Origin of the sequence: Bacillus sp. JJ1532 (assembly GCF_036965085.1) — a bacterium.
Lineage (GTDB): Bacteria > Bacillota > Bacilli > Bacillales > Cytobacillaceae > Cytobacillus.
In genome coordinates this window covers 1-13,878 of sequence record NZ_JBALOW010000052.1, presented here as the reverse complement: position 1 = coordinate 13,878, position 13,878 = coordinate 1, and the positions used below count along the sequence as shown (strand labels likewise).

Annotated in this window: 10 protein-coding genes and 1 pseudogene; 4 read left to right on the top strand and 7 right to left on the bottom strand. The window is 36.9% G+C overall.

The window, feature by feature from the left end; all coding sequences use genetic code 11:
* Positions 1-3: 3 nt before the first annotated feature.
* Together V7122_RS18150 and lpdA are read right to left on the bottom strand one after the other, a co-directional pair.
* Positions 4-1,461 carry a DASS family sodium-coupled anion symporter gene (locus V7122_RS18150; RefSeq protein ID WP_335528053.1) on the bottom strand — a complete coding sequence of 486 codons (1,458 nt, stop codon included), beginning with the start codon at positions 1,459-1,461 and terminating at the stop codon, positions 4-6.
* A 158-nt stretch (positions 1,462-1,619) separates the two neighbouring features.
* On the bottom strand, positions 1,620-3,026 hold the full coding sequence (lpdA, locus tag V7122_RS18145; protein ID WP_335528050.1) for a dihydrolipoyl dehydrogenase: 1,407 nt from the start codon (positions 3,024-3,026) through the stop codon (positions 1,620-1,622).
* A gap of 730 nt (positions 3,027-3,756) precedes the next feature.
* Here lpdA and V7122_RS18140 point away from each other — a divergent pair.
* Entirely contained in the window at positions 3,757-5,079 is a 1,323-nt protein-coding gene (locus V7122_RS18140) for an alkaline phosphatase (RefSeq protein WP_335344673.1), read from the top strand.
* A gap of 150 nt (positions 5,080-5,229) precedes the next feature.
* Here the strand turns inward: V7122_RS18140 and V7122_RS18135 are convergent, their stop codons facing one another.
* The 3 genes from V7122_RS18135 to V7122_RS18125 all read right to left on the bottom strand — a co-directional run bounded on the left by V7122_RS18135 (position 5,230) and on the right by V7122_RS18125 (position 8,530).
* Positions 5,230-5,958, bottom strand: a complete 729-nt coding sequence (locus V7122_RS18135; RefSeq protein WP_335344672.1) for a response regulator — start codon at positions 5,956-5,958, stop codon at positions 5,230-5,232.
* Positions 5,951-7,576, bottom strand: a complete 1,626-nt coding sequence (locus V7122_RS18130; RefSeq protein ID WP_335344671.1) for a sensor histidine kinase — start codon at positions 7,574-7,576, stop codon at positions 5,951-5,953. The genes V7122_RS18135 and V7122_RS18130 overlap by 8 nt, the downstream gene beginning before the upstream one ends.
* Before the next feature lie 225 nt (positions 7,577-7,801).
* A complete protein-coding gene (locus V7122_RS18125; protein WP_335528046.1) occupies positions 7,802-8,530 on the bottom strand; it encodes a YheC/YheD family protein in 729 nt (242 codons plus the stop codon).
* 308 nt (positions 8,531-8,838) lie between these two features.
* Between V7122_RS18125 and V7122_RS18120 the strand changes: the two genes are divergently transcribed.
* Both V7122_RS18120 and V7122_RS18115 read left to right on the top strand, forming a co-directional pair.
* Positions 8,839-9,138 carry a hypothetical protein gene (locus V7122_RS18120; protein WP_335353709.1) on the top strand — a complete coding sequence of 100 codons (300 nt, stop codon included), beginning with the start codon at positions 8,839-8,841 and terminating at the stop codon, positions 9,136-9,138.
* A 128-nt stretch (positions 9,139-9,266) separates the two neighbouring features.
* Positions 9,267-10,141 (top strand): annotated as a pseudogene (locus V7122_RS18115) (transposase).
* A gap of 169 nt (positions 10,142-10,310) precedes the next feature.
* Here V7122_RS18115 and V7122_RS18110 read toward each other — a convergent pair.
* Entirely contained in the window at positions 10,311-11,048 is a 738-nt protein-coding gene (locus V7122_RS18110) for a sulfite exporter TauE/SafE family protein (RefSeq protein ID WP_335528044.1), read from the bottom strand.
* 185 nt (positions 11,049-11,233) lie between these two features.
* Here V7122_RS18110 and V7122_RS18105 point away from each other — a divergent pair, with 185 nt between their 5' ends.
* Entirely contained in the window at positions 11,234-11,803 is a 570-nt protein-coding gene (locus tag V7122_RS18105; RefSeq protein ID WP_335528042.1) for a DUF6434 domain-containing protein, read from the top strand.
* 34 nt (positions 11,804-11,837) lie between these two features.
* On the opposite strand, the gene V7122_RS18100 is transcribed toward V7122_RS18105, so the two are convergent.
* On the bottom strand, positions 11,838-13,337 hold the full coding sequence (locus V7122_RS18100) for an amidase family protein (protein WP_335528040.1): 1,500 nt from the start codon (positions 13,335-13,337) through the stop codon (positions 11,838-11,840).
* Positions 13,338-13,878 lie beyond the last annotated feature (541 nt).

Below are 13,878 nucleotides of genomic sequence, written 5' to 3'. Positions count from 1 at the left end.
TTTTTATAGTAATCCAACCCATTTCCAATAGGTTAAGCTGAAAATGATAATTAAGATATAGCCGATGATTGTAATTGGAAGACCAGATTTTAAAAGGTCTTTCGATGTAAATGTTCCTGTACCATATGCAAGCATATTTTGTGGAGCACTTACAGGTAATAAGAAACCAAAGCTAATCACGAATTGCTGAATTAATACAAGCCCTGGACCATTAAAGGATGTTGGCTCCATCGCGACTACAAGGGCAATAACAATTGGGATAAAAGCTGATGATAAGCTTGTTGCACTTGCAAACCCTAAATGAATTAAGATGTTAAATAAAGATAGAATCATAATAATGTAAACAAGCGGCATACTTGTTAAGCCTAAAGCTTCTAATGTAACTGATGACAGCCATGATGCACCTTGTGTATCCAATAATACTGTTCCTAATGAAATTCCAATTGCGAAAACGATTAAAGTGCCCCATGGAATTTTTTTCTCAACTTCTTTCCATGTATAAATACCTATTCCAGGTATAAGCATAATCGCTACCGCAATTAGAGTAACTGTCGTCGAATCGAATGGATGAAGAATTCCCTCAGTTGACCAAAAGAACAATAAAAATACTGAAATAATAATGAGTTTTAATTCTTTAGTTGAAAGCTTCCCTAATTCTGCCAGCTTACTGGCAATTACTTCTTTTCCACCTTGAAATTCTGATACTTCAGGCTTAATGAGTTTAATCATCACAAAGAAAAGAACGATTGACATAAGCAATGACCATGGTGCAGCATAAAGGAACCATTCACCCCAAGTGATATTTATACCAAATGCTTTTTCCATAAATCCTAAGGCAACCATATTTTGTGCTGCGGCCGTTTTGATCCCTATATTCCAAATGGAGATGGCTTGAACAGCCGTAATCATTAATAAAGCCGCGAATCTACTATTCTTCTGCAGTCCGAATGCCGCGATGATTCCCATAAGAATCGGGACGGTTGTACCAGCTCGTGCTGTTGCACTAGGTACGAATAAAGCAAGAACGATACTAACAAGAATCGTTCCAATGACTAAGCTGGTTGTTTTCGTTCCAACCTTGGACATTATGAAAAGCGCTGTCCGCTTATGCAACCCTGTTATTTCCATTGCAGCAGCTATAAATAATGCTCCTCCAACAAGCCCAACTGCTGATGAGCTAAATCCACCTAAGGCCAGTTTCAAAGCCCCTTTACTCGTATATAATGTCGATGGATCATCGATGGTCGGTGCCAAACCAATAGAAAGCGTAATAAGACCAACAATAATGGCGGCGCTTACTGGAAATGACACAGCTTCTGTCACCCAGAGAATGACTGCAAAAGCCAATATAGCGAGAGCTCTTTGACCAGCGATTGGCAGACTTTCAGGGTTTGGAAGTAAAATAATAATAAAGAAAGCTGCAAATGCTAGAATAATGGATACCAATTTTTTCTTGTCCAATTGAAATCCCCCCTTATGTTTCTACAATATTATTGTAATATACAATTCTATTATGAAAACGCTTTATAAAGTTTCGTAACGCTTACATTAGTTACATAAGTCGAAACTTCCAAATAGGCATTTCACAGGCAAAGCTGCCAATGACAGCTTTGCCTATATTATTTTACGATATGGATAGGATTCCCTAATGCCACTTCTGCTGTTTCCATGACAATTTCTCCTAGCGTTGGATGAGCATGGATGGTTAAAGCAAGATCCTCTGCTGTTAAGCCAGCTTCTATTGCTAATGCAATTTCTGCAATCATATCCGAAGCATTCGCACCGATAATTTGTCCCCCAATTACCATGTCATTATCTGCTCTAGTAATCAGCTGTACAAAACCTTCCGTCTGATTTAGTGCAATGGCTCTACCGTTAGCAGCGAATGGAAACTTAGAAACTTTCGTATCAATTCCAGCGTTTTTAGCGCTTTCTCCGGAATGACCAACAACTGCAATTTCTGGCTCTGAAAATACGACAGCAGGAATGCATGTATAATCTACAATAGCTTTCTCTCCCGCGATTGCTTCAGCAGCTATTTTCCCTTCATACGAAGCTTTATGAGCAAGCTGCGGACCTGAAACGATATCCCCTATCGCATAAATGTGAGGGACTGAAGTTCGGCATTGGTTGTCCGTTTTGATCAAACCCTTCTCACCTATTTCTACACCGGCCTCAGCTAAACCGATCTTATCTGTATTAGGTTTTCTACCTACACTCACAAGCAAATAATCCGCTTCAAATACTCTTTTTTCTCCATTTACTTCACAAGTGACCTCTACACCATTTTCTGTTTCCTTGGCACCTTCTACGATTGCCTTCGTAAAGATGTCAACCCCTTTTTTCTTAAGGTTCCGTTTGACAATAGAGGTTGCTTTTTTATCGATCCCATTAAGGATTTCACTTTGCCCTTCTAATATTGTCACCTTTACACCAAAATTAGCGTATGCTCCTATAAGTTCTACACCAATCACACCGCCGCCAACAACGACCAAGCTCTTAGGAATTTCTTGTAAGTTTAGTGCACCTGTCGAGTTAATAATTCTATTAGAAAATTTCATAGTCGGAAGTTCAACTGGACGAGATCCTGTTGCAATAATCGCATTTTTAAAGCGGATGTTTTTTTCACCTTCTACACTATTAATCTTTACAGTATTAGCGTCCACAAATGTAGCTGTCCCCTTCTCAATTTCCACTTTATTCCCTTTTAGAAGAGCTCCAACTCCACCTGTCAGCTTGTTGACAACGCTTTCTTTGAATGCCTGAACTTTTGAAAAATCTACTTCAATGTTAGGTACAGAAAGACCGAATACTTCTAAATTTTGTGCTTGTTGAAAATGATGGGCAGACGTTATTAATGCTTTAGACGGAATACAGCCTACATTTAAACAAACCCCGCCTAGGTTTTCTTTTTCTACGATTGTCACTTTTTGTCCGAGCTGTGTAGCACGAATTGCTGCCACATATCCCCCTGGTCCCGCACCAATTACAATTGTGTCTGTCGAATGAAGATCATTTCCCTTCATTTTTCCCCCTCCTAGATGTTCGAATGATCATTATGAGTGATATCTCTTCATTATGAAAAGCTTCAATATAAAGCCTTCCAATTCTATTAATGTCAAAAGTAAGATTTCACTCATGTAAATAATGAATAGAATATTCTTTCCCTCTTAATGTAATCATTAAACTGTTTTTTTACTATATTACGAAAGTAAAGTAAGTAATTTGTAATTATCGAAACTAACAGTATTCCTAAAGATTTGCTCAGTATTTCACTTACTTTAATTACATAACTTTCTTTAATTTTATTAAATCGAACAACATATGATTGGTTTGTAAGAAATAGCCGGCTTAAATTTATATCAACATTTGTGAAATGATTCACAATTAAAAAACCCTGGTTACAGTATGGTTGCCCAACTACCATATAACAAACATATTAATATAATCTTTTATCAAGTCTAATTCGATCAAACGTAACTATTATTACAAACTTGTAAATCTTTTATTAAATAAATACAGTTCAAAAGTATTATTCTATTATCCTATTTTTCTGAACATGAAATATATTTTTAATTTTTCTTTTTTCACTAGGCAATTATATATGTGAAAATGGAAGTTATTTGCTATCTAACAATTTCAAACACGAGTTTTCACCCATTTCTTCTAGTTTACCCACTATTAACCCTCTATTAAAAGTGAGTTAACACTCAAGTACTATGCTAGGTTTGTAAACTACTTTAGGAGGGAATTTAAATGAAAAAGAAATCAATTAAAAAGAAACTGATCCCGTTTGCTGTAGTATCATCCATCGCACTTGGAAGTCTTGTTGGAAGTTTTTCAGCTCCAGTGGCTGATGCGAAGTCTAATAATGGTCAAAATAATGGCATTGCCAAAAATGTAATTTTCATGGTTCCAGACGGATATTCTGCCTCATATGCAACAAACTACCGCTGGTTTAAAGGTGAAGAGACTATTTTAGATTCTATGCTAGTTGGGATGCACCGTACATATTCGGCAAATACAGAAGTAACGGACTCTGCAGCAGCTGGGACAGCCATGGCAACTGGAGTCAAAACAAATAATGGCATGATTAGCACAACTCCAGACGGCAAAGAGTTAAAAACTATTCTTGAAGCGGCTGAAGAAGCTGGTAAAGCATCTGGCTTAGTAGCAACTTCAACAATCACTCATGCAACTCCTGCTGTATTTGCTTCACACGTTGCTTCACGTGCAAATGAAGCTGACATCGCACCGCAATTGTTGGAAAATGGTGTTGATGTAATTCTTGGAGGCGGGAAAAAGTATTTTCCAGAGTCCTTATTAAATGAAGCTAAAGCACAGGGCTATCAATTCGCTTCGAATAAGGAAGAACTTGCTGATGTGAAAAAATCAGACAAGCTAATCGGGCTATTCGCTGAAGATGGCATGGCTCCAGAGTTGGATCGTGATGAGACCGATCAACCAAGCCTTGCAGACATGACAGAATCAGCATTAGATGCTCTTAAGCAAGATAAAGACGGTTTCTTTTTAATGGTTGAAGGAAGCCAAATTGATTGGGCTGGCCATGATAATGATGCGGCTTGGGCAATGAAAGATAGCGAAGCGTTTGAAATGGCAGTTGCAAAAGCCGTTGATTTCGCGAAAAAAGATGGAAACACATTAGTAGTCGTTGCTGGTGATCATGATACTGGTGGCATGTCAGTCGGCGGTTACGGCAAGGGCGATGCAAAACTAGAGGTATTGCGTCAAGTTACGGCTACAGGGGATTTTATGGAAAGCAAACTAAATGCTGACCGCAGTAATGTCAAAGAAATCATTAAACAATATACAAACCTTGACTTAACAGATGCTGAAGCAGAAAGAATTAAAACAGCAAAAAGTCCATCAATGGCTATAAACCAGATTGTTTCTGAACGTGCCATCGTTGGATGGTCAAGCACTGGACACACAGGTACTGATGTTCCTTTATATGCATTCGGACCAGGCTCTGATTTATTTAGAGGGTTGCACGAAAATACTAATCTGCCTGTCTTAATGGGAGAAGCTATGAAGATTAAGTTTACTCCTGGAAAGTAAAAATTAAATAATTTTTCATCTGAAAAGGAGCTGTGGACAAAACAGCTCCTTTCGTTCATTTTAAAGTGGAATTATCACAAAATTACTGATATCCGCATCCAAATTTTCTAGGAAACCCAGTTAAGTAAATATGATAGGTTCGGCCTTCTATTATAAAAATGGCGTAATTAAGTGTTCATTCTCAGGGACAGTTTGGAAAACCGTAATTGGCCGCCCAACTGCCAGATACTCTAATTCTTCTCTTAAATAACCAATCTCATTTAAATAATTCAAATATTTCTTCGTTGATATACGTGATAAATCAACTTCCTTTGCTATATCTTCTGTTGAAAAATGCCCTTTTTGATCCACGACAAGAAGGAGAATCTTTTTCAGTGTTATTTTTGATAATCCTTTCGGCACTGTTGCAGCAAGTTTATTTCCATCAGGAATTAAGGGCGATGGACCTCTTTCATTTATTAATATTTGATCTAGCGTATCCTGATCTGTCTTTTCTAACTCTGTCGTTAATGAATGATATTGAAGAAACTTCTCTATCGCCAATTTAAATCTTTCATACGAAAACGGTTTAATTAAGAAATCAATCACACCATATTCTAATGATTTCTTAATTGTAGGTATGTCATGTGCTGCTGTTATCATAATAATTGGTACAGAGAGCTGTTTTTGACGTACCTCTTGTAAAAAATCAATTCCTGTTTCTCCAGGTAAGTAAACATCAAGTAAAATTAAATCCGGTATATCCTCATTAATTATTTTCCATAATTCATCAATTCTGCCAACAGTTGCAACAATTCGAAAACCTCCGAAACGCTCAAGATATTGTTGATTGATCATGGCAACCATTGGGTCATCCTCAACGATGATGACTTTAATCATGTAAGCTCCTCCATTTATACGGCACTTCCATTCGAAAAATACTTCCAGTCCCTACTTTTGATTGTACATCCACAATCCCATGATATTGTTTGACAATTGATTGAACGGCATCCAACCCATACCCTCTCGTTCCACCTTTAGTCGAAAAGCCTCTTTCAAATATCTTTTCTATGAGGGCCTTCTCCATACCTACGCCTGAATCTTGGACTTCAAACAAGATCACTTCCTCCTCTTCATCATAATGCAGAAAAAGCGACACTTGTTTTTCCTTTGCAGTTGCTACAGCATCTTTCGCATTATCTAGTAAGACTCCCATCGATAATAGCAAATCATGAAGCATCTCACCCATTTTCATGTACGGAAAGTGAGAATCTGAATCGATCGTTAACTTGACACCTTGCTCTTTTAATTCACTCGTTTTTCCTAGTAAAAAACCTGCTACTGCCGGGCTTTTTATTTTATCGGTAACAAACCCAATTTCTCTGTGATAATCAGCATTTAATACGCGAATAAAATGAGAAACATCATCATATTTTTTCAATTCAATTAATCCTAAAATGGTATGTAATTGATTCATAAATTTATGGTTTTGAGCACGCAAAGAATCAATAAATTGCTCTGTACCGCTAAGTTGACGAATAAGCTGCTGCATTTCTGATTGATCACGTAAAGTAGCTACTGCACCATATATCTCTTCATTTATATAAATGACCTTTATATTTACGATTAGCTCTGATTGATTAACGACTACTACTTGATTGGAAATTGATTTTCCAGCCGTGAATACTTCTTTAAAAAACAACGAAAAAATATCCTTATCGAGGTACGCATCTTTCTTGTAATCACCAGTAAACTTTGCCTTCTCCATAAGCTGTATAAAATTAAAATTATGTAAAAGGATTCTTCGATCTGGGGTTACAGCAATAATCCCTTCGCTTACTGAATCGATAATAATATCACGTTCTTTAACATTTGCCACGATCTGCTGAGGTTCAAGCCCTAATAATAATTTTTTTAATTGATGTGCTAAATAAATTGCTCCTAATAGACCCACGAATAGTCCAAATCCTAAACCAAAATAGAGAGTTTGCTGAGCATCCCAAAGGGCTTGATTAACGGTTTCCTGTACAATGCCAACACATACAATTCCAACTTGCTGCCCTTTTTCATTCCAAATCGGTGTAAAAAAGCGTGTCCCTTCTCCTAAAATCCCTTTTTGTTTTGAAAAATGCTCAGTACCATTCAATGATTGTTTAGCATCTTCAATATTTGAAAATGGTTGTCCAATGATATTAACATGTGGATGTGATTTGCGAATAAGATCATTATTGAGAACAACAACAAAGCTTACATCTGTCGATTCCACTACTTCCATTGCATATTTTTGAATGTCTGGGCTATTTGAATTTTTAACAACTTCATTTATGACACGGGGATCTTTAGCTACCATTCTAGCAACATTCATTAACTTTTCTTTTACAATATTATGTTCCCTCTCTATCACATAATGGTGTAAAAGTACTGCTGATGCTGTCAATGAAACTAAGACTGACATTAAAACCAATAATGCCGTCATTTTTTTCAGTGTTAATTTAGTTAGCCATTTATTTTCAATCATTATCAATTCCCTTCCAATACATCTTTGTTTCTATTTTAACACGTTTCGACATTTTTCTTAAATCATGTTGGGAACACGAAAAAAGCTATTCACCAGCGTGAATAGCTTCAGCCTGTAGAAAAACCTCCATTTGGATGGATTTTACAAGTTTTTATTTTTATATTAAATAGCAACCTATCGATTTGAGTAAGATGGGAAAACAAAATAAAAAATTACAAGACTATTTTATTGCCTTTTAAATCTTTCTATTTTTCTTAAAGTCTTTTTATCACCTAGTAGGCGAAATAAGGCAAGACAAGGTGAACAGTTAGCTTCGAAAATCCAAATTTTTTTATTTTTATCAATCCCAATATCTAATCCAAAAATTCGATGTCCTGGATAAATGCTGGATAACCTCTCGGCTGTAAGTAGGGTTATTTCTTCAATTCTTTTTATTAATTTAGTTGGATTAACATTTTTTATATTTGATTTTTCCAATGCGTTTTGAACAGTCATTACTTTTTGGGCCACATTTGTAATAAAATACCCCTTCAATGCTACTTTTGCTGCCATTCCGGTTACCACCCATGTTGCATCTTCTGTCTTTCTTTGAACCATTACTCTTAGGTCAAAAGGAAAATTATTAATTTTAGCTAGATTAATAGCCTGCTGTACTATGTTTTCTCGTTTAACTAAATTACTTTTTATAGCTCTAAATGTTTTCATTCTTCCATAAATAATACGCTTGTGCCCCTCTGAACGGAACTCATACAAGTCTTTATCAATCGTTTTAATTTTAATTAACCCGTTTCCAAAACGCCCCCTATTAGGTTTAACAATAACTTGCTGATGTCGCTCCATAAGCCCCCAAAAGTTATCCTCATTCAACATCATTGTTTCTGGTAAAAAATTTTTTAATTGATCATCCAGAATTAGAGTCTTATGTTGGTCCACTTTTCCGTAAGAGACTTTCAACAGTACTCACACTCATTTCCGTTGTTTTTCCTTATGATATTCATTATTCTTCCTCCCTCTTGTATTTGTGACTAAAAATAAATAATAAAAGGAGGTCCAAGAAAATGGAAAAAACGGACTATGAAAAAATGCAATTTTAAATCAGATTGGTAAATTAGCCGCTTCAGCTTGTTCACCTCTGAATACCTTATTACAGAAGTACGATTCCAATGAAAAAGTAAGAAACAAAATTTCTACTCTGTCCTTCTAGAAAAAAAGTTAGGTTTATTGGGAAATGTATTTCTAAAATTTATGGAGGTGAAAAATAAATGGGTGTAAAAGTTATCCAAATCGCTTTGTCAGGTGCTCAAATAGACTGTCAACCATTTACGCTTCAGGGTTTTTTTACAGTGAACGGCGTTGGAGTTTCAGGAGTTCCAATCACACTCACTATAACGAGTCCGGCAACGGTTTCTCCAACTTTAGTTACGACAGGTGCAGGTGGTGCTTTTAGCGCTACAGTAACTACTCCAGTACCTGGACAAGCTGTCACCATTACTGCTACCTCGGCTGCAGTGGATGGACTTCCTTCCGTATCCCAGAGTGCAACTTTTACTTGCTCACTATAACAACAAAAAGAGGCTTATACAGCCTCTTTCAGACTGTAGACAAACTCTAAGAAATTCGAGATTCTCTACAGTCTTTTTTCATTTATAATAAATATTAAGAGAAAAGAGATATTTTGAGGTGACGGATTATGATGACGAGAAACAATAATACTGAAAGAGACCAATTAGAAGTGATCGCAATTGACCAACTTGTACCAGAAGATCATTTAGTTCGTAAAATTGAAGCAGCTATTGATTTCTCTTTCATTTATCCATTAGTTGAAAATCTCTATTCAACACTAGGTCGTCCGAGTGTTTATCCTGCAGTATGTATTTGGTATTCGTTTTATGCGACAAACCATTAAAGAAATTGAAACAAACGTAGCTTATGTTAGTTCCTAGGCTTTGGTTTTTATACAGAGGTTCCTCACTTCTCTACCTTTGGTAAGAATTATGAACGTCGTTATAAAGAAACCGATTTATTTGAACAAATCTTCTACCGAATTTTAATAGAGATTACAGACAAGGACCTATTGAGCGCAAATCATGTATTTATTGATTCAACTCATGTTAAGGCTAGTGCTAATAAACGTAAATTTGAAAAGAAAATCGTAAGAAAAGAAGCTCGAGCTTACGATCGAAGCTTCAGGCTGAATTAAATCAAGACCGTGTAGATAATAGAAAGAAACCTTAACTGTGGCAGCTAAAGCAGCCTATAAGACTCCTGCGATCTGCAACTTTCTTTTAGAAAATGGGATTACGCCTGCACTTCCTTATACTAGACCAAAAACAAAGGAAGGCTTTATGCGTAAACATGAATATGTTTATGATGAGCACTATGACTGCTATATCTGTCAGCAAGGAGAGATATTATCGTAAAGAATCAATTGAACGGGTCTTTGCGGATGCAAAAGAAAAGCATGGAATGCGGTGGACAACCTTAATGGGAATAAAAAAATTGTCCATGCAGGCGATGCTTACTATTGCTTCAATAAATCTTAAGAAATTAGCCAATTGGACTTGAATCAGTCCAGAAATGTCTTAAAATATCAGATCAATAGATAGTCAAACTCTATTTCTTATTGATTTTTGATGAAAAATAAAAAGGCATTTGGGAATAAGAGCATTCCCAAATGCCTTTTGTCGTCAATCTGAAGCTATTCACCAGCGCGAATAGCTTTTCCTAATATTTTCTAACTAAAAACATTTTCAACAAATATTTGGACAATGAGTGCCGCTGTTACAATCCTTAAAATCGGTTTTACGTATTGTGGTTTCAATTTTTCAGCAATCCTGACACCAATTTGTGCACCTGAAAGAGATCCTAATAGCAGCGCCAATGTAACCGGCCAAATGACTTTTCCAGTGGCGATATAGGTAATGGCTGCCCCAAAACAACTTGAAAAAGTTGCAAGGCGGACCAGTCCGACTGCACGAATATAAGCGATATTTAAATAGCCAAATAAATAAAGCATCATTGTCCCTTGACCAGGTCCAAATAGACCATCATAAATTCCAATACTGTAAAGTCCCGGCGCACTTATTTTGTTGAATTTTAAAGGCTTCTCACCGGTAAAATTCCCTTTTCCTATAAATGAAACGATTAAAGCAAATAATAGGAGAACAATCGCAACAATATACATGTTTTTTCCTGAAATCCATGATGCAATAGAACCCCCAGTGATTCCGCCGCTAATACTGACTGGAATGATCCAATAGCATTCCTTTAGGGAGATTTCCTTCTTTTTAAGCAAGTAGAAAAAGCTTGAAAACGAACTAACGGTATTTGATACTTTATTAGCCGCAATCGCCGAATGAACAGGGATCCCCATAATCAACATGGCTGGCAGGTTGATTAATCCTCCGCCCCCTGCCAATGTCCCTAATGTCGTAGCACATATTCCAATAAAAAACAGAATAACATATTCCATCATTTACCACCCCTTTATTAAGTATATGATCAAATTCTCGATAAATAAATTTAAAGTTATTTATGAAAGTTAATAAGGATTACTTATCATAGAAATATACTTAATAAAGCGGCATGTGCAATTAAATTTGATTTCAAGGAACATATGTTCTATGATGAATTTATAAAGGGATGGGGGAAATTACAATGAGGCCAATTCTTTCAAAAGATATAAGTATTCAAGCTTTTAGTGATTATTATTGGCTAAAAGAAGAGCTACAAGTCTTCTATAGAGAACATCAATTAAGTGCATCAGGCTCAAAGCTAGAGATTGCTGACAGAATCGAAACTTTTCTTCAAACAGGAGAAATAAAAAAACCTCCAAAGCAAAAAAAAGGTCATATGAAAGCTGAAACAGAAACCCTATTAAGTCTTGATACGGTTATCAAAGAAAATCATCGATGCAGTCAACATGTTAGAGCCTTTTTTAAGACTGTCATAGGTCCCAAATTTCATTTTTCTACATTTATACAAAACTATTTTAAAAATAATATCGGGAAGACTTATCGTGATGTAGTAGATGCTTGGCATGAAGAAGAAGCACGTAAAAAAGTTCCATCCTATAAGAAAAAAATCGCTCCTCAGTTCGAATACAATCAGTTTGTTCATGACTTTTTCGCTGATCCAAAGAACGGAGGAAAAAGTCGTCAAGAAGCGATTGAAGCGTGGAACCATATAAAAAAACTGCCTGGGAGCAATAAATATACTCCTTTTTAATGATAAAAAGGATTATCTTATATTATTTAATTCCTTATTGATTAAACATTGGGTTTAACCGTACATCCTGCCATATCTCCATTTGCTCAAACATCCCTGCTAATTGTAGCAGTAAATCTTCCCTGCCTCTTGCTGCCATCACCTGTACTCCAATTGGCAAGCCATCCTTAGTTAGGTGTAGAGGCATGGACATAGCTGGCTGTCCAGTAAGGTTTGCAAGCTGGGTAAAAGGTGTTCGCATAAGGTTTTCCTCAGCAAGTTTATCTACAATCCCTACTTTCTTCAATAACCCGCCAGCACCTAATCTTCCTGCGATGTTTATTAATAGTTTTTCAGAAGATGTGGGATCTAGCTCACCAATTTTTGCTGGCGGAAAGGCTGTAGTTGGGGTTATATATAAATCATAAGTTTCATGAAAGACTTCCATTTTGTAAGCAGCCACATCCCATTCTCTTAAACTAAGGACAAATTCTTCCGCAGTTGTAGCTTTACCTAGCAGTCCTAATAACCATGTAGTTGGTTCAACATCTTGAATTGTCGCTTTTCTTCCAAGGATTTCTTCTAGGGAAGATATGATTGCGGCCGTTTCACCAAAATACATGGTTAAATAGCTTTTGGCGATTTTCTTTCCATCAACGGGAGCATCAATTTCTTCTATTCTATGTCCCATTGATTCAAGTGCTTTAACAGCTTTCCAAACCGCCTCTTTACAGTCAGCGTGGACTCTAGTTCCAATGGGTGACTGAACCGAAAATGCAATGCGAAGCTGTTGATCTATAGGTGTTTGTGCGGCTTGAAGATAATTCCCGCTAAATGGCGGCGCATGGAAAGCGGCAGTTTTTTCATATATTGATAACTCATCCAACATAGCTGCACTATCCCTTACCGATCGGGTTAATACATGCTCTACTGAGGCTCCCTGCCAGCTCCTTCCCATTTTTGGCCCCACCGGTGTTCTTCCCCTTGTTGGTTTTAACCCAAATAATCCGCAATAAGCAGCTGGAATCCGAATAGATCCACCCCCATCATTTGCACCGGCAATGGGGACCATTCCTGAAGCAACTGCCGCACCTGATCCCCCGCTAGAACCGCCCGGAGTAAAGTTCTCATTCCATGGATTCCGTGTGGCTCCATAATGCACGGGTTCGGTTACTGCCACCAATGCAAACTCAGGAACATTCGTTTGACCCAAAAATACAGCTCCTGTTTTTCTTAATTGTGATACATACAACGAGTCCATTTCAGCTCGATAGCCTTCGAAAGCTTTTGAACCTAATGTAATAGGCTCTCCTTTAATTTCTTGACTAATATCCTTTAACAGCATTGGGACACCCGCAAACAAACCGATTTGCTCTCTGTCCGCATCTTTCCGAGCTTGTTCATACATATTATGAATAACCGCATTGGCCTTCGGATTTAAGGAGTCTATCGTTCGAATCGCCTCCTCCACCACCTCAATCTTCTTTACCTCTTTTTTCTTAACGAGCTCGGCCAAACCAAGTCCATCATAATCTTTATATTTGAACCCTAACATACTAATTCCCCCCTTTGGATATTACTCAGTCAGTTCTGTATTATTTGTCCAAATAAATGCATTAACTGCATGTGTTAAGGCATCTATTCCAGTTGTTGGAGTCAAATGAGGCGGCAAATTGATATTTAATAATGGATCCATAACTGATAATGCGGAACTAAAGGCATATCATTAATTGCATATTTTTCACTCGTTCTACTGCCTGTTCCGACAGACGCATCTGTTACTTTCACTCCCTATTCCAGATGTCGTTGGGATTGTAAAAGTGAAAGAAATGGTTTTTCGAACTTTCAACAATTCACCATTCATTTGAGGAATTGTTTTATCAGGTCTTGCTATAAGAGCCACCACCACTTTAGTCATATAATTCTTATTATTTATGTGTATTTCCTTTATTCTAGAACAATCTGCTTATTTGGTTTGACTCAGGTGCAAATGGAGACCGAATAATACAATTTCAACAGTTAGTGGACAACTTTCAGCACTTTTCCATAAACCAGTCCATTAAACCTGGGTTCTGGACAGCTTTCGGCGCTTTTCC